This window comes from Psychrobacillus antarcticus (assembly GCF_029533155.1).
In the GTDB taxonomy this organism is placed as follows: domain Bacteria; phylum Bacillota; class Bacilli; order Bacillales_A; family Planococcaceae; genus Psychrobacillus; species Psychrobacillus antarcticus.
Window position 1 is genome coordinate 71,633 of sequence record NZ_JAIZDB010000006.1, and the last position, 25,712, is coordinate 97,344.

A 25,712-nucleotide genomic window follows, 5' to 3' on the forward strand; every position below is an offset into this window, starting at 1 on the left:
TTTGTGCTTTTTTATTCTATTTTTGTTATTCAATGGTTAAATCTTCAAGTGATTTGAAATTTCACTGCATAAGTATCAAAAAATAGGAGGAACTATGTCTACACGTAATTCTAAGAGAATTGGAAAGAATAAAAAGAACTTAAAATATATTATCTTTGTTATTTCTACATTACTTTTGGTAGGTGTTATTAGTTTTGGTGTAAATCTTATTTTGGAAACGAAGAAAGCAACAACCAAAATGTTTGAGCCATTAATACGCGATGAAGATGTACAGAGTGACAAGCCTGAACTGAAAACAACACCTTTTAGTTTATTGGTAGCTGGTATTGACGAAAATAAAGGCGAAACATACGGTCGTTCTGACATGCTACTATTAGTCACCGTACATCCTAATTTAGGTAAAATTTCAATGGTGAATATCCCTCGAGATACTAGGGTTTATGTGGAGGAATTAGAAAGAGAAGATAAAGTGAATCACACCTATTCAAATGGCGGGATAGACTATACGATAAATGCGCTTGAAAAACTGTTAGAAATTCCAATAGATTTTTACGTTTCTACAAATTTTCAGGGCTTCGAAGACATAGTCGATACACTTGGCGGAATTGAAGTAGATGTACCGTTTACAGTTAATATTCAAATGGCAGATACACTTGAATGGAAAACTTACATCGAAGGCCCCATGGTATTAAAGGGAAACGAGGCTCTAGCCTATGTTCGAATGCGTAAAAAAGATCCTGAAGGTGATATAGGTCGCAATAAACGTCAAAAACAAGTGATTCAAGAAATACTAAACGAATCCACAAGTTTTAGTAGTATATCTAAACTAGATGATTTGATAAAAAATGTAGGTGATAACGTAAAAACAAATATTTCAACGTCTGATTATTGGAGCTTTATTCAACTATCTCAACAATTGAAGGGCTCGCCTATCGATCAATTAACGCTTGAAGGATATGATGAAAGAATCTACAGTAAAACAGAAGGAAAAGAATTATGGTTCTTTATACCAAATGAAGACTCCTTAGAACAATTAAAGAGTAGCCTGCAAACAAACTTGGGGAAAGAAACACCAAAGAATATTCCTCCAAGTAATATCAACTTAACACTTTATAATAAATAGGAAAATATAAAAACGAGTCCTCATAAATAGATAGACTCGTTTTTGGGGATTTTAAAAACTCCTATCTACAGCCACTTCTTCATCTGCAACGATATGTTGACTATATACTTCCACAAAATCCAAAGACTCTTCAATATTATCCACTAGTTCAAAAACGTCAAGAATCATTACGAGCCTTATCTTCGTATCTTCTCCAAAGATATTCTTATAAATAACATCTTTATAATGCGCCTTAACCAATCGATCGACATCCTCTAGTTTTACAGCACGGATGATATTAATGGTCTCTTCATATATCTTGCTTGACTTCGTGTCGGATAACGAAATATGTTCGAATAATAATTTAACTGAAAAAATTTTATACATTATGCCCACCTCTTACTTATAACTCTATTATGTGAGCACAAGGATTGCTATATATTTTATGTGTGAATGTAGCTTCGTAAATATACCCTTAATCTAATGTTTTTGTTCATACTTTCCTCGATAAAAAAACTAGCTAATGCCTGAAGCACTCGCTAGTTTTTCTTTCATATATAATTCCACAAATATAATTGATTTTGTTCAAATATTAAACTGACTTTCATATAACTCGGAGTAAAAACCTTTTTGTTTCAGTAGTTCTGTATGTGTCCCAACCTCGATTAATTCGCCCTGGTGAATGACTAAAATTCTATCTGCGTTTTCAATAGTTTTTAAGCGGTGGGCTATGACAAAACTAGTTCGCCCTTCCGAGAGTCTATTAAGTCCTTGTTGTATATCTATCTCTGTTTTCGTATCAATGCTTGAAGTTGCTTCATCTAAAATCAATATATCAGAGTCTGCTAAAATGGCACGAGCAATGGCCAATAACTGACGCTGCCCTTGACTCAAATTAGATCCACTCCCAGTAATCTGTGTGTCATATTTATCAGGTAAATGCTTGATAAATCGGTGAGCTGAGGCCAGTTTTGAAGCCTCTATTACCTCCTCATCCGTTGCCTCAAGTCTACCGTAACGAATATTTTCCAAGATGGATCCAGAAAATAAGAAAGTGTCTTGCAAAACAATACCAATTTTTTCTCGAAGCTTACTTATTTGATAGTCCTTGATCGATCTCCCATCGATTTTAATGTCTCCCGAGTCTATCTCATAAAAACGCATAAGCAAATTAATAATCGTAGTTTTCCCTGAGCCTGTCGGACCTACTAGAGCAATCTTTTCTCCTGACTTAGCCTCGAAACTAATATTCTTCAAGATAGGTTTTCCAGTATGATACGAAAAGTGAACGTTCGAAAATGCAATATCTCCTTTTAAAGTATCTATCGAAATTGCGCTCTCCTGATCTTGAAGATCCGGTGTTTCATCCATTATTTCAAATACTCGCTCTGCTCCAGCTATGGCAGATTGAAAAGTATTCAATAATGTTGAAAGCTGATTGATAGGCCGGAAGAATTGTCTTGAGTAATTAACAAATGCTGCGATTATTCCGATAGTTGCTAATTCTTGAACAGCCATCAGCGCACCAATCCCTATTATTAATGCAAGACCTAAATTGTTAATAAAGTTATTGATAGGTCCTAGAAATCCGGATACAGTATCAGCTGCAGTGGCCGAGTGCCGAAGTCGTTCATTTACAACGGAGAACTTGTTGAAATTCTTTTCTTCTTGGCCAAATAGCTTAATTACTTCATTTCCGGAAATGGCTTCTTCTATAAAACCATTCAGTTCTCCTAAATCACGTTGTCTTTTGATGAAGTTGCTACTACTATAGGTGATTATCTTTTTTGTTGTGAAAATAACTAATGGAACTATTAATAGAGACACGATAGCCAACACCCAGTTAAGCATAAACATCGCTATCGTCACACCAGTCACCATCATTACTGTAGAAATTATTTGAATGACACTTTGACTTAGTGCGTTATTTAAACTTTCAATATCATTTGTCACACGACTCATAAGATCTCCATGTGTACGTTTATCGAAAAACCGCAGAGACAAAGTTTGAAACTTTTCATATAAATCTTGGCGTAGTGACCTAATTGTTATTAGGGACACACGAACCATTATAAAGTTCTGTAACCAAGTAAACGCAGCCGCGGCAATGTACACAATCGCAAGGATCACTAAGAAACGCAGCGTCCCGTCCATATCTTTCGGAATTATATAGTCATCAATGGTGACACCAATCATATAAGGAACTAACAGGTTTAATAGAGTAGATATTATAACTAATAAAATCGACACAGTAATAGCAATTTTTTGTTTCTCCATATATCGCCAGACTCGTATGATTGTTCCTTTTTTATCTTTTGCTTTCTCTACTGGTCCACCAAATCCTCTTGGACCTCTTGCTCGCCCTATTGCACTAGATACTGGTTGAGCGGAAGTTTTACTCATAGGAAAGGACCCCCTCTCCACTTTGCGTCGCGTAAATACTACGGTAAATCTCGCTAGTTTCAAGCAATTTTTCATGCATACCACTTGCCACAATCATTCCATCTTCCATTACTAGAATTCGGTCAGCATTGATAATCGATGAGACTTTGGATGATACGATAAATACAGTAGTATCAGATAGATAATCTGTTAGTGCTTGTTGTACCTTTACTTCAGATATTGCATCTATAGCAGAAGTTGAGTCATCTAACACTAATATTTTTGGTTGACGGATGAATGCACGAGTCATCGTTAAACGTTGCTTTTGACCACCAGACAGATTTGTAGCCCCTTGCATAAGCTCATGAGAAAACTGTCCATCCACTTTTTCTATAAACTCACTTGCAGCTGCTGAGTTAGCAGATTTTTCCATATCCTCTAAAGTCGCCTCTTCTTTGCCGAAGCGTATATTTTCCTCTATGGTCCCTGCAAATAACGTTGCCTTTTGCGGCACAAAACCAATTAACCCACGTAGCTTCTCAATAGAGTACTCTTTTATATTTATGCCATTAATCAGTACCTCACCTAAATCTGGATCATACAATCGAGGAAGGAGTTTGATAAGCGTCGACTTCCCACTTCCTGTTGGTCCAATAATTCCAATCGTTTCTCCACTATTTACACGAAAGGAAATATCCTTTAATACATATTCTCCATTTTTACTATAGCTAAAGTACACTGATTTAAACTCAATCTCTCCCCGGACGTTTTCGGGAGATACAGGTTTTACAGGATCAGTTATATCAATTTTTGTTTCCAATACTTGTCGAATTCGACCTGCGGAAGTGAATGACCTCGTAATTTGCATTAATACATGGCTACTCGATACCAATCCGTTCATGATAATAGTTAAATAGTTGATGAAAGCTAAAATAACACCGACTTTTAGTGCTCCTTCATTGACTTTTATCGCACCCATCCACATTCCAATTACTACCCCGATATTAACGATAAATAGCATAACCGGCATGAGTGTTAGAATCACTTGTTCTGCAGACATATTACGTTTCGTAAGTTCTTCATTTACACGTTTAAATGCGTCTATCTCATAATCTTGTCTATTAAATGCTTTAATGACACGAATACCGGCGAACGTTTCTTGAAGCTTCATATTCACTTTGTCCATAGCTTTTTGTACTTTCGCAAATAATTTACCTGTTTTATAAGAAAAGAAGTAGATTAAAGCCATTAAGATAGGAATAATGACGAATAACACTGGGAATAACTCTCTAGCTGTAAACCAAACAATCGCAACTGCTCCTACAAATAAAAGCGGTCCTCTTACAAAAACTCGAAGTGTCATCATAAGTGCTTGTTGGACAGCATTGATGTCACTTGTCACAATCGTTATTAATTTTCCTACACCAATATTGTCCATATTTTCACTTGAAAACCGCTCGCTCATTTTGAATACATCTTTACGAATATCAGCAGCAAAGTTTACAGCAGCTCTAGTACTGTATATCGTACACCCTACTCCCCCTATTAAACCAATGACTGCAGTTACAAGCATTAGAACACCAAGTTTAATAACATACGCTACGTCATTATTAGCTATACCACCATCAATAATATGTTGCATAATAGTCGGGGATAGTAAATCCATTGCTACTTCAATACACATAAATATTGGTGCTAAAATAGCAAAAAGCATATATGGTTTAACATAAGGAAGTAATTTTCCAAAGGCCTTCATAAAATCTCACTCCCCTAATAATCTTCATTCTTTAATCGTTCTGTTATTTCTTTCATAAATGCAATTAGTTTCTGGGAGTTTTCAGGAGTACTCCGTGTTTGCCTAATCGCCGTTCTCAGCTCAGTCTCCCACAAATCGATTAGCTCTTTCAAATGAGTCGCTTCCTCGGAATTTTGCCAACTCCACCGAGCTTCCCAGTTGCTCCAGAACGCCCCTTCTTTACGAATTCGGAACTCCTTTAATCGAACTTTTCCCTTTTCTTGAATGAAATAAGTCTTTTTCTCGGATGTAGGCTCTAGCTCAATCATTTCCTGTTCATGCATTTCCTGAAGTGCCGGGTACACAGTTCCCGCACTTGCTGAATAATTTCCACCCGATCTAATTTCTAATTCCTTCATTATCTGATAGCCATGCATCGGCGCTTCCTCTAGCAGGTGCAAGACTGCCATTTGAACAAACCCTCTTCTCCTTTTCATGTAAATCAGCTCCTTCTTACTATATCGATAATTTTAAACGATATATCGATTAAAAACAATAATAAAGGAGTTACCCAATATACGATTTGGGTAACTCCTCTTTTGATTCAACTATTATAGATAAAATTGTATACCACTACTTTCAGTCGATGTATTCAACCTTTTCCAATGGTTCAAAGGCTGGTCCTTCTAGTACATCACCCTTATAACTAAATCTGGAACCATGACATGGGCAATCCCATGAGCTTTCTGCATTATTAAAGGAGACATTACAGCCCATATGCGTGCACGCCGGTTTTACTAAATAGACTTTTCCTTGATCGTCTTTGTAAGCACCGACTTTTTTGCCATCTAGCATTATTAAATCGCCGCTACCATTTTTCAAGTCCTCAAGCTTCAAATCTAATAACTCTGTTTTTCCTTTAACAAGCTCCTTCGCAACACTGGCATTTGTCTTTGCAAAACTGGTGATATCTTCTTTTTTCATTTTAGAACGGGTTGGACTATACAAATCGATATAGCGATTTTCCTTTTCGAGTACAAGGTCAGCCATTATTTTTCCCGCAACCGTACTATTTGTCATACCCCATTTAGCATATCCTGTAGCAACTAATACATCATTCATACCTGCTGTCATCTGACCGACATAAGGTAGCTGATCTAAAGTTACTAAATCCTGAGCCGACCAGCGGTAGTCGTAACTTTTCACTTTAAACTGTTCTCGTCCAAAAGCTGCAAGGGTTTCAACGTTATCATTTGTGTCGCCTTCGAATCGACCAGTTACATGACCTTCTCCCCCTAATAACAAATACCTTTTTCCATCTTGACCTAAAGCTGTGCGTACAGATCTTATCGGCTTCTCCACATTTATATACATACCCTTTGGATAGTTAGGTGGTGCAATAGAAGCCAGAGCATAGGAACGCTCTGAATGCATCCGTGCAAAGTATAAACCACTCCCGTCATTAAACGGGAAATGACTGCATACTAGTATTTTATTTGCTCGGATTTGCTGACCTTCCATCAGTTCTACTGTGTTGGACTTAACAGTCTTCGCACGTGATTCTTCAAAAAATTGCACACCATTTTCTATCGCTTTTTCCATTAATGCCTTTGCATATTTTATGGGATGGAACTGACCTTGGTCATCTAGCTTAAGTGCTTGCTTCACTGTATATGGAAGCCCTGTATCCTTCGTTAAGGCTGCACCCTCTATTCCTAAAGTGTTATAAGCTTCCATTTCCTTTTCCACTATTTCTATACCAGGATCGGTCTCTGCGTAAATATAAGCCGGCAGCGTTTCATAGTCACAATGTATGCCCAATTGTTCAATCGTTTGTTTGATAAATTCTTTAGCCTCCGTATTCGCATCATAGTATAACCGTGCGTTTTCTTCTCCAAAGGTAGTAATCAGTTGCTGATAGATAGGGCCATGCTGCGCTGTCACCTTGGCAGTTGTGAATCCCGTAGTTCCTGTTAATATCCGACTCCCTTCTACCACAATCACTTTTCGTCCGCTACTACTCAATAAATACGCTGCGGTTATTCCTGTAAGACCAGCACCAACAATCACAATATCCGTTTCTATATGGTCGGTAAGTTTAGGGAATAGTGGAAAGTCATTGCTTGCTTTCCAGTAGGATTTTGATTCTGTAGGTAAAATTTGATCTGACAATGTATTTCCTCCTTTTTCTACAGTGTCTATCTATTGATGAAACTTTATTCAACATTTTACGTATTACAGAAAAACAGCTTTTAGTTAGGAGTGTTAATATGGATAGTTTTGGGTTCTTTTTTGCAGGTGTGCCTATATTTATTGGAATTATTTTTATAGTAGTAGTTGGATTTATCATTTTCGCGATAATTAGCGCTTTAAAGCAGTGGAGTAAAAACAATAATTCTCCTACGTTATCTGTACCTTCACAAGTAGTGACTAAACGCACTAAAACAAGTGGGGGTGCAGGTGATAGCTCGGCATCTACTTCTTACTTTGTTACTTTTCAATTTGATAGCGGAGACCGTTTGGAATTACATCTTAGTGGAACCGAATATGGAATGCTAGCTGAGGATGATATTGGTGTATTGACCTTTCAAGGTACGAGATACCACTCATTTGAACGAAAATAAAAACGTGCAAAAACGCCTGGTCCTTTAATAACAAAACGCAGATATACCAATGGTTTTCGCTCCGAGAGGACGCTTTCCGTGGGCACCGCTTCAGCCGCTTCAGCCGCTTCCCTCGCTTACGCTCAGTCCAGGGTCTTCAACTCGCGCTGTTCCCACGGGAGTCGCCGCTCTGCGCTCCAATCAATTAGATCCACTTTATATAATCGGCTACTCGGATATAAAACCACCTAAGTAGACGTGTTTTTCTAAAAATAATTAAGGGAGTCAGTGACTTAGAAAAAAGAAAATATGTTCAAGCTGTATTTTTATATACTTATCTTAATCTTAAATAAAAGCGTACAGGCTCATGTAACCCGTTCAGTTGAGTGGAACAAAATTACATTCGAATTCGCAATATATTGATATCTAAGTTATCATCGCAATTAACAAATCAATTAGCTTTATTTTTGACGCATAAAATGGCTTAGTTCTCCTTGAGTGAGAACTAAGCCATAACTATTTCGACATCTGAATCTTCCACTAACGCACGCGTTAGTTCAAAAAAATAAATTCAAAATTCATCTTTTTTCCTAAGCTTATATCCGATAAACTCCACACTACCGCAACCTATTATCATCGATAAAATTGGTACAACATAATACCTCGGAGGTCCAAATATAAAAATAACAATAATAAATAGGATAAACCCCTCCTTAGAAGACAGATTAGGATACCTTTCTTTTTTCTGTACACTATGAGGGGCCATAGAAGCGCTTGAACGCTTAGAACAAACTATTCATTTATTTATAAAGTTCTTTTAACTAGGTTATCTTTCTCCTGAAAAGTTCTATTTACAAGATAGATACCAATAATAATAAACAAGCCACCAACTATGATAGAAGGGTATAACGTCTCCCCTAATAGTAACCAGCCAGATAATACACCGAAGAAAGGTGCCAAAAATAAATAGGCACTCGTTTTTCCTGGATCCCCCTTTTGTAAAAGATAATACCAGACGGCGAATTGAACAATAGAAGACATAATACTTAACCATAATAAAATGAACAATGAATTACTGTTCAATATGAAGACTGGTTTTTCAAGAATAAAGCTGCCAAGTAAAAGTAGTAATCCACCAAAAAGCATCTGGTAAGCGGATAGAACCCACGTATTGAAAAGTGAACCCCATTTTTTAACTAATAATGTTGAAATTGCCCAAAAAACAGCAGAAAGAATACCGAAAAGAACGCCAATCTTTAATTCAATTTGCGCACCTACTGCAATACTTACCCCTACTAACCCTAAAAGAACCCCAATCCATTGATAAAATTTATAGCGTGTTTTTAAAAATAAGGTACCGAATACAACAACAAGTAACGGATTAGTGAATGTAAGAATTGAGGATTCACTAGCTGTAATGGTTCGTAAACTCAAGAAAATACAACCCATAACACCGGCTGTTTGGAATGCACCAATAATAAGCATCTTTATCCAGTTTCCTTTAGATACTGGGTGCGGTCTTTTTAAAATGATAACACTTACTGCCATTATGAATCCAGCAAGTGTGAAGCGTAATCCTGCTAATAACAACGGGGATGAATAAGACAAACCTATTTTACCTACTGCAAAAGAAGAACCCATTAAAAATGTCGTTAAGAGTATTAACAATGTAAATTTGAAAGTATTCATTTTTTATCTCCTTACATATTATACTGAGCTATCTGTATCTATTATAACTTCTAAACATTTCAGCTACGGTCGAAATATGGAATGGAAATGGAAATAAAAATCCAAGTTGGTCGAATAGGCTTATTTGCTTGAGGAACCTTCAAATGCTGCACTGCCAATTAAATTAACTAATGGGCTTTTCCATACTGCAGTGATCTTGCTTATAGGAGTGTTGTTAAACACAAATCGACAAATATTTGTTCTCTTTCATTTTGATTCCAACTATTGTTCTTTCAATTTGGACTGGTCCAAATGCAAAGAAATCAAATTCAAAGCCACTCAAGTATCCGAAAATGATAGGAACAAGTTCATGTATAGCAATTGCTACCCACATCGCTAAAATTAGACTCCTAACATGGCTGTCATATCATATGTATCCTTAAAACTAAGTCCAACTAAAATTAGAAGGAATCCAAAAAAATATACTTGTTATAATACCGAAATTCACTTCTTCTTAATAGTCCTCGCTTATGTTTATAAATGGGATTACCACCACTTTATAACCTCCCCTACGTTAGTTTAAGAATAACATTTCACAATTCATATCTGAGATCAACTTAATTTTTTGGACATAAAAATAGACCATCGGAATGATGGCCATATTTTGCTAAAGCACCACGTTAGTTGAACAAGGAATATTAAATCTTCAATAGATTTTCAGTTAGAAAAACTTTAGCCATAAAATAAGCATTTGCAGTAAAAAGTTGTGTATTTATCTGATTTGTTCTTATTAGATTTCCCATTTCTTCAAAATCAACTAACTTAACATTTATCTCTTCTGTATCATCTAAGTCTTGTTCAAATTCTTTAAATGCATCCAACATTAGATAAGTTATCACTTTGTTATTTTGTGTGGCTGGGTTAACCATGAATTCACCCAAAAAAATTGGTTTTCTCAAAGAAATAAAACCTGTTTCTTCCTTAACCTCTCTAATTAACCCTTCTTCATGTGTTTCATTTCCTTCTCTTTTTCCAGCAGGAACTTCTAAGAAAAAGTCTTTTCCTGCATAACGATACTGTTCAACAAGAACAATTTGTTTTTCCTTTGTAATTACTACTGCATTTACCCAATCAGAATATTCGTTTACATAATAATCGTCAATCACAATTCCATTTGGAAGCTTGCATTTATCTTTTCTTATATTCCCAAATGGACTTTTATGTATATACTCTGATTTTAATGTTTTCCATTTATCCATAATATCCCTCCACTATTGCTGTTTCTTAATTTAATCAACCTATATCTTTATATATTCTCTAATAATGGGGGTTACTCCTTCTTCAACTAAACTGCTTTGTTAGTTCAATAAGAAAAAGCTACCACTACAGGCAGCCATTTGTTTAACTAAATCACCCGTTAGTTGAATAAGGGTTGTAGTTTCTCAAGTCGCATTAATAAAAAATCTGCCTCGAGGTGCTTTGATTTCAAAGAAATATTTTTCATTTCTTTTCAAGTCATCTAATTTCACACTTTTCCCAGCAGGTACTTGAATTTCATCAATAAGTACATTACCATCTTCATCTTTTACTCTTAAAAATACATCCGATTCACTATTACCATCATTAATGATTTCTTTATCCCAAAAAATACTATCGAAAATTATAAAATCTTGGTCGTTAAACTTTAGGCTCTCCCACTCTTCCGTATCAATTGTCATATTTACAATACCCGTCTCCTTTGGGAAAAAGATTTGATTGACAACACCAACTTCTTGAACTGTAAAAAATCCTATTATTGTCACCATAAAAGTAATGGCGATTGCTATAAATACTTGAATACGTCGCTTTCTATTAATTTTTTTGAACGGTGTAATGGCTTTCTCAATATCTTCTGGCAATTGTTGAAAAAGATTTGTTTGCTGTTGCATAGTGTCTAACCATACCTTACATTCTTCACAACGTTCTATATGGTCTTCAACTAATTTTATAGTTTCTTCACTACATATTCTGTCAATGTAAGATGGCATTAAATCTTTAATAATATTACAATTCATGTGGTTCAATCCTTTCTGATAGTTTTAATTTCGCACGATAATAAGTCACTCTCGCCCAGTTTTCACTTTTATCAAATATTTCACCGATTTCCTTAAAACTCAGATGAAGAGATGCTCTGAGTAAAAAGATTTCACGATAAGGCTCTTGCAATCTATGAATTTCTTTATGTATCGCAATCAGTGTACTTCGTTTTATTACCGCAACATCTGGTAAATCCTTATTTGATGGGACATCTAATCCTATTTGCATCATGTTTTCTATACTGGTACTATGAAATTTTTTCTCCTTTTTTAAATAGTTGTAATAGGAGTGTTTAGCAATTTGGCATAACCAAACGGATATTTTGCATTCGCCATTGTAGCGATGAAACGACTTTACCGCCTGATAAAAGGTTTCTTGTGTCAATTCTTCAGCCAAATCCACATTTGACGTTAAACAAATAAGAAACCGCTTAACTTCATCTGCATAAGATTTATAAATTTCACTTAAATCTTCCAAATCCCCCCTCCTCTCACAAAATTTTTAACTGGGATACTTATATATAGATTTAAAACGTTTTTCGTTACAAGAAATTTAATGTTTTTTTGAAAGACTCTATTTTATTTGATTTGTAATTCATTTTCATAACGAAAATAGCATTTTACTAACTAATAATTAAAAGGTTTGGTTCTCTCGTACTCAAAACCAAACCTTTTTCAAAACTTAGACTCTTCTTTTCCTCAATGAAAAAATTCATTATTCAACTAAACTGCTTCTTTAGTTTAATAAGAAAAAAGCTTTACTCCTTCTTGAAGTAAAGCACCCGTTAGTTTAAGTGAAGTGTTTCACATACTCTTATCATTACTCTGTATGTTGTGGTTCAATTCCACTTTCTTCTACCGATGTGCCTCATACAGTCCACATACTTACTTAACTTATCACTATATCTTCAACTGTATATTCATAAACTACTTTTGGCTCACTATCGAAAATTACATGAAAATTTATAACTGGTTCTATTTTAAAGTCGTCTGTATCTGTAATTCCCCATGAATCCATTGGATATTTATCTTCTAAATGACCTTCTAATACTTCTATGGCTTTTCCTAGAGGTTGAAAGTATTTTTGCAATTATGAGTTGATGCATCTTTAATTAAAGCCTATTATAAACTCGACTATAATCACGTGGCAAAATTGTTTTTTGGGTCAAATCTTCTGTTTTTTCATTGACCATTAAGGACTTTCTTTTTTGTTTCTTTTTCAGAATTTTTCTCGAATCTTTGGTAGCGATCCCTTCTGCTATCTTATTAAAACAATAAATTAATAACATAAATACTAAAATAGGAGGAATAATCATCCAATATTGCTTTGTCGTAAATACTTCTCTTGAAATAGAAATCATACCGGATAGCTCATATATTTCGGGAACTAAACGCCCAGGAGAGTCCGGATAACTTCTTGCACCCCCAACAAAAAGAGATAATATACCTAAATGAACAAACATTTGTAGAACTTGAACCACATGCTGCGTCCAGTACAATAAAAGCTTATTCCATAATTGAGGGTTCAAATGCTTGTTGATAATCCAAATTAGAGAGCCCCCCATCACCACCGAGCTTTGTACATATTCTTTTTTCAGTGCATCATTCATTTCATTTCCAATGAGACTAGTTGTTACCGGTAATACAATAAGGGACATGATCATTATTTGAATAAACAATCTCTCCCCAAGAGTTGTTTCCCAAGCTCCTGTAGAAGTGGTCAAGATCTGTAAAAGTAAAATATACACTAACAATGTCAAAGGTAAAAAGTGCATACCATCAGCTATGGAGTTGATAATTTTTCTGCCTTTTCCGTTTAAAAAGAAAACATAAACAACCCCAAAGATATATCCAGCTACTACACGAATGGTGGCAATAATCAATGTCACGAGAATTGTATACTTAATACCAACCAGCAGTTGTTGGAATACAGAATAACCATATGGGTCCGTTCCGAATATCACGCTTGAAGATGGCGGGTGTGGAGCACTACTCAAAATTTTTCCTGCTCCATCATAGACAAAATTAATCTGTTCAATATGATCATCATAAAAAAAGAAATAGCCAAAGCTAATTGCTAACAAGGATAATAAAATGAACAGCGGAATATTAAAGATTAAATTATTAAAAGGATTAAGTTTTACCTTGAAACTATTTTTACTTTTCATTAGGAAGATAGATTTCCATTGTTCTTTATCAAATAAAGGCACATGCATTTTCTCAAAAAGAACACTTCGCTCTGTTTCTCCCTTATTTACCATTCTTTCTCCTATTTGATAAAAAATATAAAATGGCGTGAAAATGGAAATTAATATAAAGGTTATGCCCTGTGGACTAAAATCATTGCGTAAATAGTAGAGAATCCCTTGAATACCAAAAAGATATTCAATGATTAACAAGGAAGACAATGTAAGCCAGACAATTGATTTTGATTGATGGAAGATACTTTTTAAGACATTCGACGTACAATGTCTAATCAAAATTTGCATTTTCGATAACCCTTTAGATTTTGCAAGATCTACATAAGGCTGCTCCATCTCTTCCGCGAACAGGACTACGAAAAGTTTAAAAAATAAGATAGTCGGCACGACAGCTAAGCAGAGAATAGGTGCTGCGTAAACCTTCTCCCCACCTAAACTATAAAAAGATAAAAAACGATAGCCAGTAATTAAATAAACTTGTACAACTGCAATTTGAAAAATATATATGTATGTGATATCAGGAAGGGCCGTTAAAAGTTCAGAAACACGTGACATAAGCTTTTTAAAATTTCCTTTGCTACTTGCTGTCATTACAGCAAATAGAAAGGATGCGAATAGAGAAAATAATAAAGCAAGAACAAGTATTGTCATAGAATAAAGATATGGCCCATCAAAGTAACTACTTAGAGAAAATGGAATCGTTTCTATTGTTGTTAATGATTTGTTGAATGATTTGTAATTGAGATGCCATTCAGATGGGGTTATCAAAGCCGTACATACACTAATAAACTCTTTAAAAAACAGTTTAAAATTGAAAAGACTTCCTTGAGTAAAGAGAATAGGTACACAACTTAATAAAATAATCCCAACGACACCCAGGATATACTTTTGTATGGACAAACTTAAATTTTTCATAATTCCCCCCTTAATTCTTTGTATAAATTTCTCTGTTTATTTTTTTTACGTTAGATTTGGAGAGAAGTTTCATTTTAAATTGAATATTGTGTATTTTAATTAATTTTGAAGTTAATAAAAAGAAGCAATATTAGTCATTCAGTTGTCAGTCCCCAGTTGTCAGTCCCCATATCTAGCTCCTGTCTGTCTTTAAATTTTCACTTTTTCGATTATCGATAAGTTCCTTCTTCAACTAGACTGCCGCTTTACTTCAATAAAAAAAAGGCTTTACTCCTTCTTGAAGTAAAGCACCCGTTACTTGAATAAGTGTCACACATTTATTTACACAAAATAAATTGATTAAATTGTTCTACTGTTTCAAAGTAATATTTAGATTCCAATTTCATTTGTTCCTTGATTTCAGGAATACTGTGAGACCATCCAGCAGCAGAAAAATCTACATTACAACTTCTAGCCATCTCCAATCCAGGCTTTAGGTCATCCAACATGAGTGCTTCAGTTTCTCGAAGATTAAAGCGTTTTAAAATTTCCTTGATTGGATATGGATGTGGTTTTCTCTGATGTTCTGGAAGTTCCCATCCAAAGATTGCGTCTGGCATAAATCCACAATGAATAGAATAATCTCTTTCAATTCGGTTCCTCTCAGAATGAGAAACAACCGTCACAATTCCACCTTGTTTTTTAAATTCTTGAATAGTCTCTACAAACAGTTCATAGAAGTCTGGTACAGTTGATTCGGTATATTTTTTCCATACCACTTGCTGATGTCTTTGTTCTTCCTCTGTGAATTTAATAATGTCTTTACATAAAGAAGAAAATCCTGGATTGAAACAGTTTCTAACAAAATCTTCAAAAGTAATGGATTTATCATGTGGTCGTAAGTCTGTAAGAGCCTCCACAAATGATGGATAGTGTATATCTGGTGTGCTTTTTACTGCTGTATCATCGTGGTCTAAGATTAAACATTTATATTTTAAAGCCATAATACCCTCCTATAAACTCATAGTAACCTAAACATTTTAACATAATATTATTTAGTAATTCTTTTTCTTAAGGCAGATAATTCTCTAGATATAAAATCACCCATTCTCTATAACAGAGTCATTTAAATAATATCGCCATCAACTATTCTTAATCCTTGTTAAACTAACCTGCGGCGTTAGTTCAATAAGAAAAAAGGCTTTACTCCTTCTTGAAGTAGTCGAGTAGAGGGGAACCTCTCTACCTAACGGTAGATTGTGGCCCCCCTCACAGAACCGTGCTTGCGCAATTCACGCACACGGCTCCTCCAAATCATCATTCACACTGACTCTGCTATCCTCAATAGTTTAGTTTACATTTATTATCTCTACCACTGTGTGTAGTAAATGTGTCCCTAGTAAGGGTGATCACTTGGTAGCAGCCTTTCCTCCATCGGCATTACCCAACTTCATTGGTACTACGCTGCTATCCGACTCCCTACAACGGCATTTGGTTTCCTTGCTTATTATCGCTTGTACACCATACTCTCCTAGAAAAAAAAGAAAAGACCGGTAGAGTCTCCCGAGTTGCCGTATCATATCGATGTGTGACGTGCCAAGGTCTCTGACTCCAGAAAGGTTTTATCCTTCTTGCCTTTAACGATGGATAAAATATAGCTTTCTGCCGTGCTTAAAGCATCAGCCCTCTCGATAGTAACAATAACCATTGTTACTTGGATGATTTAGTTGCTATTAGTTGTGTTAAAAGGGTATTTAATTCAGTGGAAATCGCTATATACCTATGAAAAACGGACTGTTAATTGTATGTTAATTAACAGTCCGTTTATGTGTTTAATTTGAGTTTTTTACCACTCAACTGAACGAGTTAGCTCAGAATGAGCTCCACGTTTCTTGATGATTTCTTAAGCTTGTAGTCCTTCTTCTTCCGCCACTTTTTGTAAAGCACCAACAAATGCATCCGTTGGTTGAGCTCCTGAAATAGCATACTTGTCGTTTATCACAAAGAAAGGTACACCTCGTACTCCGATTTGTCCAGCCTTAGCAATGTCCATACGCACATCCGCTAAATATTCTTTGGAGTTTAGGACACTCTCTGCTTCCTCTCTTGATAAATCAAGTGATTCGATCAAATCAAGCAGCACATCATTATTTCCAATTGCTTTTCCTTCGATAAAGTAGGCATGTAATAATAACTCATTAGCCTCTTTTGCTTTACCTTGTGCAGATGCCCATTTAACTAAACGATGTGCATCTAATGTGTTAGCTGGCTTCATTGCTTCAAAGTTGTACTCAAGACCAACTGTTTTTGCTTGTTCTACTACTCCAGCAGTCATCGTTTTAGCAGCTTCCACAGTAGAACCGTATTTTTCTGCAAGTATTTCATACATACTTTTATCTGATTGTTTTGGTGTATTCGGGTCTAATTCAAAGCTTTTAAATTCTACTTGAGCTTGTGAAGTAAAACCGGTTTGTTCTAAAGCTTCTTCTAATCTTCTTTTCCCAATATAACAAAAAGGACATACAAAATCTGACCAAATTTCAATTTTCATTTTCGTCATCACCTCCTCTACATTGTAATAGGAACAAATCTTGATTTCAAAATTATTGCCTTGCTTTAAGATGCTTTTTTCAAACTAATAAAAAGTTCAACGTACGAACACAATAATAGATAAGTAAAGTACTAGATATCATACAAAAAAACGATGCAATATGCATCGTTTTTCAAGATCTCTTATTCTGCTAATGCTTCTGTTAAGGCTGGTACTACTTGTTTTTTACGGGACACTACGCCTTTTAGAAGGGCAGTATTGTTTTCAAACTTCACATTGAATGCTGCCTCAGCTTTTAACGCTAGTTTTCCTAAGGCTAGTACTACTGAGTCATTATTTAGAATATCTGTTACGACAAAGAAGAATAGATCCAATTCTTTTTCTTGGATTTCACGAGTGATTAGCTCTTCTAATTCCGCTTGACGATTCATCACATCGTTGACATCTACTGCGTTTACTTGCGCAATGATTACTTTTGAATCACCCATACCAAACTCTTTTGCATCTAGCGTAAGTAGCTCTACTAAGCTCTTATCACTTAAATCTGCTCCTGCTTTTAACATGGCTAGTCCGTACTCTTCTACATTAACTCCAGCAATTTTCTCTAATTCTCTTGCAGCAGCTATGTCTTCCTCTGTGCAAGTAGGTGATTTGAATAATAATGTGTCTGAAACGATTGCAGAAAGCATTAATCCTGCAATGTTTGCAGGTACTTCTACGTCTTTTTCTTTATAGATTTTATTGATAATCGTGGCCGTACAACCTACTGGCTCTGCACGGTAGTAAAGTGGATCTGCCGTTTCAAAGTTTGCAATACGGTGATGATCGATTACTTCTGTTACTTGAACCTCTTCGATCCCTTCTGCGCTTTGTTGTTTTTCATTGTGATCAACTAAAATAACCTTTTTCGCTTCGGTGGATACGTTTATTATAAGTCTCGGTGCTTCAAAACCGAATTTTTCTAAAGCAAATTTTGTTTCATTATTTACAACACCTAAACGAACTGCCTCTGCTTCCACACCAACCTGATTCTTTAAGTGTGCATAAACGATAGCTGATGTAATTGTGTCTGTATCTGGGTTTTGATGCCCAAAAACGAGTACTTTTTCCATGAATAATCCTCCTAAAATCTATTTCCGATTATATTTTATCATACATCTTGATTGTCATTGAAAAGTATATCCGCTAGTTTATGCTTTTGATGTAGAAAATCTGCCAATGTATATTCATCTAGCACCTGTAGATAGGCATTCAGCGCTAAGCGTAGCGTCGCCCGTAATCCACATACCGGTGTAATAACGCAAGTATTCGTTTGACAATCAAAGCATTCGACAAGATGAAAGTCGTCTTCTGTATGTCGTACGACTTGTCCTATATTAATAGTTTCTGGCTCCATTGCTAAACGGATACCTCCACCTCTTCCTCTAACTGTATCTATATACCCGAGTTTCCCGAGTTCATGGGTAACTTTCATCAAATGGTTTTTTGATATTCCATATGCATCTGATATCGCTTGAATAGTAGAAAGTTTATCTTTTTCTTGTGCTCCAAGGTATATTAACACGCGAAGTGAGAAATCTGTATACATAGTCATTCTCATATTGCCACCGCCATTCTTCCATTTCATTATAACGATATTGAAAAGATTATGGTATAAATGTGTCTGATTTATTAAAGATGTATTTTATATATTGCTTTTAAAAATATAAGGGAGTATATTGTGGTTGTAACCAAAAGAAAAGGGAGTGTGTATAAATGTTATCTCAAAAAACAATTGATATCGTTAAATCTACAGCACCAGTTTTAGAAGTACACGGTGTAGCTATTACTACTGCTTTTTACAAAAATATGTTCGAAGCACATCCAGAACTATTAAATATATTCAATCATGCAAACCAAGCAAAAGGACGTCAACAAACTGCTTTAGCAAACACTGTGTATGCTGCTGCTGTTCATATTGATAATCTTGCTGCAATTATTCCTGTTGTAAAACAAATTGGTCAAAAACATGTAAGTTTAGGTATCAAACCTGAACATTATCCTATCGTTGGGAAATATTTACTTGAAGCAATTAAAGAAGTACTCGGTGATGCTGCAACGGATGATATTATTAATGCTTGGGCAGAGGCATACGGAGTAATCGCAGATGCATTTATTGGCATTGAGGAAGAAATGTATACTGCTACTGAGTCTAAACAAGGTGGTTGGAGATTCTTCAAGGACTTCGTTATAGCTGACAAAGTAAAAGAAAGCGATAACATCACTTCTTTCTATCTGAAAGCTGCTGATGGTTCCGTATTGCCATCTTATGAGCCAGGTCAATTTATCACAGTTCGAGTAAGTATCCCTGGTGAAAAATACATGATGATTAGACAATATAGCTTATCAAAAGCTGCGGACAATGAATCTTTCCGTATTTCTGTGAAAAAAGAGGATGAAGCGAACCCGGAAGGTAAAGTATCGGTTCACCTTCACAATAACGTGAAAGTTGGAGACAAAGTAGAGCTTACTGCACCAGCTGGAGATTTCATTTTAGATTCATCACAAACAACTCCTGTTACTTTCGTAAGTGGTGGAGTTGGTATCACGCCAATGATGAGTATGTTCGAAACAGTTGCAAAAAATAACCCAAGTCGCATTGTATCATTTATCTATAGTGCTCGTAATGAAAACTTACATCCATTCGACAAAGATATTCGCTCATTGATGGAAAACATGGTTGATGCAAAATATGTAACACTTTACTCTGAAATTGGCGATGGTTTTATTACGAAAGACGTTCTTAAAGAATATGCAATTGCAAACGGCGATGTTTATGTATGTGGACCAGTTGGATTTATGGAAGCTATGATCAACTATTTGTTGGAGATAGGAATTCCAAACGAAAAAATTCACTATGAATTCTTTGGGCCAGCAATACAATTAGAATTGGCAAACGCTTAATAAATTTAATTAATAAAAAGTGTTACTTCTATATGAAGTAACACTTTCTCAATTTAGGAATTATTTTACTTTTGAATAGATTTTAAGTTGTGTTTACTTATCAACAATAATGTTATAATTAGGATATAATTCATAACATGAGAAGAAATGAGTGAAAATGTCTAATGCCTAAAAATTCCGAGAGCAAATATATCCCGTTGGCTGATTTTTTTAAACAATCGACTAACAAAGAAATTACATTAACATTCGTTGAAATCGAAGCAATTATTGGACATGTTCTTCCGAATGCAGCTTATTTAAGTAGTAGTTGGTGGAAAAAAACGAAACCACCTGCACTTCACTATTTTGCATGGACAGATTCGGGTTATTCCGTTAAAAGTGTGGATCTTGGAAAGGCAATTCATTTTCATAGTGTTTTACATGAGACCGATGAACGAAAACCTGATGATAATAACAATCAGGACATCCTTGTTATTCGTGAAGCGGATTTAGAGGATGCTCGTCCTTTTATAAATTTACAAGAAACTATTTTTGCGGAAACCGATTTTATGTTATTCGGAAAATCTGATAGACAATTAACAGTTCAAAGTATCCGAAAAAGCATGAATACATGGAAAACTTCACCTAATTCTATTTTACTTTTAGCTATTGTGAACGGCCAATACGCAGGGTTTGTACAGTTTATAGGTGGCCCTGCTCCACGTGCTGTACATAGAGCATCTGTAGTTATCGGGGTTAAGCAAACCTTTTCTAATAAGGGAGTTGCTTCTTCTCTCATGCTGCAAGGCGAGAAATGGGCAAAGGGATCTGGAATTTCTAAGCTAGAACTTACTGTTATTAAAGAAAATATCAATGCTCAAAAGCTCTATAAAAAGCTTGGGTTTGAATTAGAGGGCACACGAAAAAACGCATTAATTATCCATGACCAATTCGTAGATGAATATTATATGGGGAAACAAATTTAAGGAAAAGCATATACTTCATAATAAGAAAAACAAGGTAAAAAAACGCCCGATCCTTTAGGATTTAAAACTGTTTCTATTGTTTTCGAAGGGCTTTGGACAGACCTACTGCTATATAATTACCGTTTGATTTTTTAAAGATGCTGGTCGTGACTGAAGTCACGACCAGCATCTTTTTTTCTCGGTAATCTTATGGCTATTAACTGTCCGTCGCCCTTCTACAACTTTTAGAAACGGGTTAGTTCATTTTTTGGGTAACTAGAGAAAAGATACTATCCTAATAATAGAGGAAGCTAACGAAGATGCAATTTCGTTAGCAATTCCGCTTCTTTATTTAGAGAACACTGACTATTTCTCTTTTCTCCACTAGTAACAAACGAAATCTACTTTTTTCATCTTTCATTACACAATTTCATTCCTAAATTCAACAGACGGTTTTATTTCACATTAACTCGGACTACTCTTCTTATCTAAGCGAGAGTCTATGCAATATCTCCTAGTTGAGTACTACTCACTTAATTGATTGTAGTGCAAGTCGGCGACTCCGGCGGGAATAGCGTTAGGTGAAGACCCCGCAGCGCAGCGAGGAGGCTGAGGCAACGCCCGCGGAGGCCAACAGGAGGTTGGTCACGAAGGCGTTGCCACACGAGGTGGCGCTCTTAGCCTTTGTACTCCGACTGGAACGGAAATCAGAAGCATTAATCTTTCTTAGAAGTTCTGTAAACCAATGTTCATGCTGTATTTTTATATGCATTCTTTTAAAAAACCAAAGTTGATCTAATTTCAGGCCATCTTTGGTTTTCTTGTTTTTGATACGAATGGATTGTCTGTCTCCCAAAATCGATACGGGTAATGTATAGCCTCTCCACTGTTTTCAATGCCAATTCTTGGACCAGTTGATATAGATGTTACTTGCTTCCCTTCTGCCATATACAAAGGCTTATCGGTCCAATGTGAACCATAGTGTTCCATGGAGATAGCCATAGCTTTTGTTAGCTTTCCCGGTCCGTTCGTCCACTGTGTCATCGGAAGTCCGTTCCGCAATTGCTTCATCAACTCTAAGCCTTCCACTGGTTCCACAGCACGAATTAGTATCGCATTAGGAATGCCAGTAGGTGCCGAAACTACATTGATGAGTGTATGAGTATGCATTTGATACGTATAAATCAAACCTGGCTCCCCAAACATAACCTCCGTCCGCTTCGTCTTTCTATTACCAAAACTATGTGCTGCACGGTCATCTGGTCCCATATAGGCTTCCGTTTCAACAATCTTTCCAATTAGCAACCCACTTGGATGCTCATGGACAATATAATTCCCTAATAATTGACGAGCAAGTTCTAAAGTTGGCTGCTGAAAAAAACGATTATCGATTGGTTTCAACTTAAATAAACCCCATTTTTTTCGCTTCAAATGTTAGCTCTTCTCTAAACTTCGGATGAGCAATAGAGATAAGCTGCTTCGCCCGCTCTGAAATTGGTTTCCCAAACATTTTAGCAACACCGTATTCCGTTACAATCATATCGACATCATTTTTAGAAGTCGATACTACTGAGCCTGGAGTAAGACTTAGCTTTATACGTGAGATCTCATCATTTTTGGCTGTAGAAGTTATACATACAAAGCCTTTCCCTTCTTTAGCAAAACGAACACCACGGGCGAAGTCTGCTTGTCCTCCAGTAGATGAATAGTACTTTCCAGCAACTGTTTCGGATGCACATTGCCCAAATAAGTCGACCTCGGTAGTCGCGTTAATAGAAACAATACGCTCCTCCTTAGCTATTTCTCGTGGATCATTCACAATGCTCACAGGTAAAAATTGTACAGCAGGATTATTATTAAGGAAATCATACATTTTCTTCGATCCATGTGCAAATGTGGCAATAATCTTTCCTTTATTCGTAAACTTTTGTGTTCCATCGATGGCACCCGCTTGTACTAAGTCCACAATTCCATCGACGAACATTTCTGTATGAATACCTAAATGACGATGATTTTTTAATAAACTCACTACTGCATTTGGAATAGAACCAATTCCTATTTGTAGTGTGTCTCCATTTTTTATCGTTTCTGTCACATATTCAGCGATTTTCAAGTCCTTTTCGCCAATAGGTGCTGTAATATCCTCGAATAAAAGACGATCATTTTCAACAAATCCAGCAATTTGGCTAATATGGATTTGATTTTGACCAAAAGTGCGAGGCATATGCTGGTTCACTTCTAATATAAATGGCACTGTACCGATAAATTCACTCACTATATCTGCCTGTGTCCCTAAAGAAAAGTATCCGAACTCGTCCATCGGTGAAGCTACAGCCATAATCGTTGACAGATTTGTAGAGCTTCTTAATATACGCGGCATCTCATGAAAATGATTTGGTACTAAATCTACTAATCCTTGTTGGAACTGCTTTCTGGTTGCCCCACTTAAAAAGTAGGAAACATGGTGTAGTTGCCCTGGAAAAGCAGCATTCATATACTTTCTAGATTGTAACGCGAGTAATTGATGTATTTTCACATTATTTAATTGGTGTGCTTGATCCTCTAAAATATCCAATAATTTATGTGGTTCACCATTCGTTAGCGGAAGAATTATGTCTGCATTAGTAGGAATTAGATCAATTACCTGTTGCGCTGTTAGATGTTTGTTATTCATGTTGTTATACCCCTATGGTGATCCATATTTTTAATAATTGGTGCGGTCATTAGAAATCCTTCAACTTCTTTCGGATTTCGTAAAATACATATATCAGTATTTTTTACTTTTCTTAATATGTCGAGTGTATGTGGGCGTACATCCTTCGGAAAACGCCATACCCATTTAGCAAATTCCACGTCCATTTTTTCCTTACAGCCCGGTGCCATATCCGGACGTGTTTTGCCGCGATAAATCCATGCCCTTTTGAAAACTCTATACGTGCATAGTACTTTTGAGAAATCCAAAAACACGATCAAATCTGCATAGGATGCTCGTAACTCTAATGTCGAGTCAAAATTTCCATCTATGATCCATTTATCTTTTTTAAGTTCCCCTTTAATCTTTTCGCGAAATTCTGGCTTTGCTGTAGGAACCCAACCTTCGTTCCAAAAGAGTGCATCTAGATGGATTAAAGGCAAATCCCATCTATCAGACAATCGTTTGGATAATGTAGATTTACCTGCCCCGCTTGAACCAATGATGAGTATACGTTTATGTTTTAACTGATACATCCTCTGCCCCCTTTGTATTGCCACTCTTCATTTTACTATGTTTTCATCCTGAGGCAAAACAAAAACCTGCTCCTCCCAAGGAACAGGTTCTGGTTCTGATTCTATTCTAATTCTGTTTGTTTTGTTTCTGTACCGAGGAATATTACCGCTAGTACGCCAATCACAATAGCAACACAGAAAATACCAAAGATTAAACCCATATCATACCCAGTTGTTACCATTGTTCCAACTAATAACGGACCTAATATTCCTCCCACTCGCCCAACTGCAGCCGCCATTCCAGAGCCAGTTGCACGAATAACTGTTGGATATTGTTCAGGTGAGTATGCATATAATGCACCCCAAGCCCCTAAGTTAAAGAATGATAATAGTATTCCAGAAAGCATTAGTAATCCCGTACTTTCCGCAGACCCAAATACTAACGCACTAGCCGCAGTTCCCAATAAATAAGTAACTAATACAAATTTACGCCCTGCCCTCTCGATTAACCACGCTGCAGAGAAATAACCTGGTAATTGAGCAATGGTCATGATCAATACGTATTCAAAGCTTTTAATAAGGGTGAATCCTTTAATGACCATTACACTTGGTAGCCATAGGAACATTCCGTAATAGGAAAACACAACTGTAAACCATACAATCCATAACATTAGCGTTCGCTTTGCATATTTCTTTGACCAAACTTCACTCATGTTTTGAATAATGCTTCTAGATTCCGATTTTTTTTCCGTAAATTTCGGGGAATCAGGTAATTTTAAACGTAAATAAATGGCATAAAAGGCTGGTAAAGCTGTGATAATTAAGGCAAGTCTCCAACCGTAATTAGGAATAATAAAATAGGCAATGAGAGCAGAAATAATCCATCCTGCTGCCCAAAAACTTTCTAATAGGACAACTACTCTTCCACGTTCTTTCGCTTCCACACTCTCAGAAACTAATGTAGATGCTACTGGAAGTTCTCCTCCTAGTCCCATTCCTACAAAGAATCTTAACAATAAAAATGCTGCAAGTGTCGTTGTAAGAGCGGATAATCCACTTGCAATAGAAAACATTAAAAGAGTAATCATGAATATTTTCTTTCGTCCGACTTTATCTGCTAGCACTCCAAATACGAGGGCACCTACTGCCATCCCTATAGAATTGACACTTCCGACCCATCCCATTTGTCCTGGAGTTAAATTCCAATCTATCGCTAAGGCTGCAATGACAAATGATAGAATTCCAACGTCCATTGCATCGAACATCCATGCAAGCCCTGCTATCCCCAATAGTTTATTTTTGGATATCGTTTTTTGTTCTTTCATAACTTTAGATTTCACTCCTGTCTTTACAGCTGTAAAGTTTTTAGTTTACTTGTTTAGTATACGCATGAAACTTCAAACTTAC

The 25,712-nt window shown here is 36.0% G+C and carries 24 protein-coding genes; 4 read left to right on the forward strand and 20 right to left on the reverse strand.

The window, feature by feature from the left end:
• The first annotated feature begins 94 nt into the window (after positions 1-94).
• On the forward strand, positions 95-1,123 hold the full coding sequence (locus LDK52_RS04435; RefSeq protein WP_277584741.1) for an LCP family protein: 1,029 nt from the start codon (positions 95-97) through the stop codon (positions 1,121-1,123).
• Positions 1,124-1,174: 51 nt separating this feature from the next.
• On the opposite strand, the gene LDK52_RS04440 is transcribed toward LDK52_RS04435, so the two are convergent.
• From LDK52_RS04440 to LDK52_RS04460, 5 genes are all read right to left on the reverse strand, one after another.
• Positions 1,175-1,489, reverse strand: coding sequence for a DUF4288 domain-containing protein (locus LDK52_RS04440; RefSeq protein ID WP_277584742.1), 315 nt, complete (start codon positions 1,487-1,489; stop codon positions 1,175-1,177).
• 198 nt (positions 1,490-1,687) lie between these two features.
• The gene (locus LDK52_RS04445; RefSeq protein WP_277584934.1) at positions 1,688-3,379 is read right to left on the reverse strand and encodes an ABC transporter ATP-binding protein; all 1,692 of its coding nucleotides are present in this window, start codon (positions 3,377-3,379) and stop codon (positions 1,688-1,690) included.
• A 118-nt stretch (positions 3,380-3,497) separates the two neighbouring features.
• Positions 3,498-5,240, reverse strand: a complete 1,743-nt coding sequence (locus tag LDK52_RS04450) for an ABC transporter ATP-binding protein (RefSeq protein ID WP_277584743.1) — start codon at positions 5,238-5,240, stop codon at positions 3,498-3,500.
• Positions 5,241-5,254: 14 nt separating this feature from the next.
• A complete protein-coding gene (locus LDK52_RS04455; RefSeq protein WP_277584744.1) occupies positions 5,255-5,716 on the reverse strand; it encodes a PadR family transcriptional regulator in 462 nt (153 codons plus the stop codon).
• Positions 5,717-5,858: 142 nt separating this feature from the next.
• Positions 5,859-7,391, reverse strand: coding sequence for an FAD-dependent oxidoreductase (locus LDK52_RS04460; RefSeq protein ID WP_277584745.1), 1,533 nt, complete (start codon positions 7,389-7,391; stop codon positions 5,859-5,861).
• A 98-nt stretch (positions 7,392-7,489) separates the two neighbouring features.
• On the opposite strand from LDK52_RS04460, the gene LDK52_RS04465 reads away from it, so the two are divergent.
• On the forward strand, positions 7,490-7,843 hold the full coding sequence (locus tag LDK52_RS04465) for a DUF2500 domain-containing protein (protein WP_277584746.1): 354 nt from the start codon (positions 7,490-7,492) through the stop codon (positions 7,841-7,843).
• A gap of 783 nt (positions 7,844-8,626) precedes the next feature.
• Here LDK52_RS04465 and LDK52_RS04470 read toward each other — a convergent pair.
• The 11 genes from LDK52_RS04470 to LDK52_RS04520 form a co-directional block, all read right to left on the reverse strand.
• Positions 8,627-9,511 carry a DMT family transporter gene (locus tag LDK52_RS04470; protein WP_277584747.1) on the reverse strand — a complete coding sequence of 295 codons (885 nt, stop codon included), beginning with the start codon at positions 9,509-9,511 and terminating at the stop codon, positions 8,627-8,629.
• 214 nt (positions 9,512-9,725) lie between these two features.
• Positions 9,726-9,884, reverse strand: a complete 159-nt coding sequence (locus LDK52_RS04475; protein ID WP_277584748.1) for a hypothetical protein — start codon at positions 9,882-9,884, stop codon at positions 9,726-9,728.
• A gap of 304 nt (positions 9,885-10,188) precedes the next feature.
• Positions 10,189-10,749 carry an NUDIX hydrolase gene (locus tag LDK52_RS04480; protein WP_277584749.1) on the reverse strand — a complete coding sequence of 187 codons (561 nt, stop codon included), beginning with the start codon at positions 10,747-10,749 and terminating at the stop codon, positions 10,189-10,191.
• 183 nt (positions 10,750-10,932) lie between these two features.
• Positions 10,933-11,544 carry an anti-sigma factor family protein gene (locus tag LDK52_RS04485; RefSeq protein ID WP_277584750.1) on the reverse strand — a complete coding sequence of 204 codons (612 nt, stop codon included), beginning with the start codon at positions 11,542-11,544 and terminating at the stop codon, positions 10,933-10,935.
• Complete coding sequence (locus LDK52_RS04490) at positions 11,534-12,043, reverse strand: RNA polymerase sigma factor (protein WP_277584751.1); 510 nt, start codon at positions 12,041-12,043, stop codon at positions 11,534-11,536. Before LDK52_RS04490 ends, LDK52_RS04485 begins: the two co-directional genes overlap by 11 nt.
• Positions 12,044-12,454: 411 nt before the next feature.
• On the reverse strand, positions 12,455-12,655 hold the full coding sequence (locus LDK52_RS04495) for a hypothetical protein (RefSeq protein WP_277584752.1): 201 nt from the start codon (positions 12,653-12,655) through the stop codon (positions 12,455-12,457).
• Positions 12,656-12,677: 22 nt separating this feature from the next.
• Positions 12,678-14,681, reverse strand: a complete 2,004-nt coding sequence (locus LDK52_RS04500) for an ABC transporter permease subunit (RefSeq protein WP_277584753.1) — start codon at positions 14,679-14,681, stop codon at positions 12,678-12,680.
• 317 nt (positions 14,682-14,998) lie between these two features.
• Positions 14,999-15,664 carry an HAD family hydrolase gene (locus LDK52_RS04505; RefSeq protein ID WP_277584754.1) on the reverse strand — a complete coding sequence of 222 codons (666 nt, stop codon included), beginning with the start codon at positions 15,662-15,664 and terminating at the stop codon, positions 14,999-15,001.
• An 899-nt stretch (positions 15,665-16,563) separates the two neighbouring features.
• Positions 16,564-17,211 carry a DsbA family oxidoreductase gene (locus LDK52_RS04510; RefSeq protein WP_277584755.1) on the reverse strand — a complete coding sequence of 216 codons (648 nt, stop codon included), beginning with the start codon at positions 17,209-17,211 and terminating at the stop codon, positions 16,564-16,566.
• A 182-nt stretch (positions 17,212-17,393) separates the two neighbouring features.
• Positions 17,394-18,323 carry a manganese-dependent inorganic pyrophosphatase gene (locus LDK52_RS04515; protein WP_277584756.1) on the reverse strand — a complete coding sequence of 310 codons (930 nt, stop codon included), beginning with the start codon at positions 18,321-18,323 and terminating at the stop codon, positions 17,394-17,396.
• Between the two features lie 38 nt (positions 18,324-18,361).
• Positions 18,362-18,811 (reverse strand): RrF2 family transcriptional regulator, encoded by a 450-nt coding sequence (locus tag LDK52_RS04520; protein WP_277584757.1) that lies wholly within the window; start codon positions 18,809-18,811, stop codon positions 18,362-18,364.
• 155 nt (positions 18,812-18,966) lie between these two features.
• Here LDK52_RS04520 and hmpA point away from each other — a divergent pair, with 155 nt between their 5' ends.
• Positions 18,967-20,154, forward strand: coding sequence for an NO-inducible flavohemoprotein (gene hmpA, locus LDK52_RS04525; RefSeq protein WP_277584758.1), 1,188 nt, complete (start codon positions 18,967-18,969; stop codon positions 20,152-20,154).
• A 164-nt stretch (positions 20,155-20,318) separates the two neighbouring features.
• Positions 20,319-21,119 (forward strand): GNAT family N-acetyltransferase, encoded by an 801-nt coding sequence (locus LDK52_RS04530; RefSeq protein ID WP_277584759.1) that lies wholly within the window; start codon positions 20,319-20,321, stop codon positions 21,117-21,119.
• A gap of 780 nt (positions 21,120-21,899) precedes the next feature.
• Here LDK52_RS04530 and LDK52_RS04535 read toward each other — a convergent pair.
• The 4 genes from LDK52_RS04535 to LDK52_RS04550 form a co-directional block, all read right to left on the reverse strand.
• Entirely contained in the window at positions 21,900-22,529 is a 630-nt protein-coding gene (locus LDK52_RS04535; protein ID WP_407081781.1) for a DNA-3-methyladenine glycosylase, read from the reverse strand.
• Positions 22,501-23,772: an acetyl-CoA hydrolase/transferase family protein gene (locus LDK52_RS04540; protein ID WP_277584760.1), complete on the reverse strand. Its 1,272-nt coding sequence runs from the start codon at positions 23,770-23,772 to the stop codon at positions 22,501-22,503. Before LDK52_RS04540 ends, LDK52_RS04535 begins: the two co-directional genes overlap by 29 nt.
• Positions 23,769-24,326 (reverse strand): DNA topology modulation protein, encoded by a 558-nt coding sequence (locus tag LDK52_RS04545; protein ID WP_277584761.1) that lies wholly within the window; start codon positions 24,324-24,326, stop codon positions 23,769-23,771. Before LDK52_RS04545 ends, LDK52_RS04540 begins: the two co-directional genes overlap by 4 nt.
• Positions 24,327-24,427: 101 nt before the next feature.
• A complete protein-coding gene (locus LDK52_RS04550) occupies positions 24,428-25,630 on the reverse strand; it encodes an MFS transporter (protein WP_277584762.1) in 1,203 nt (400 codons plus the stop codon).
• Between the last annotated feature and the right edge of the window lie 82 nt (positions 25,631-25,712).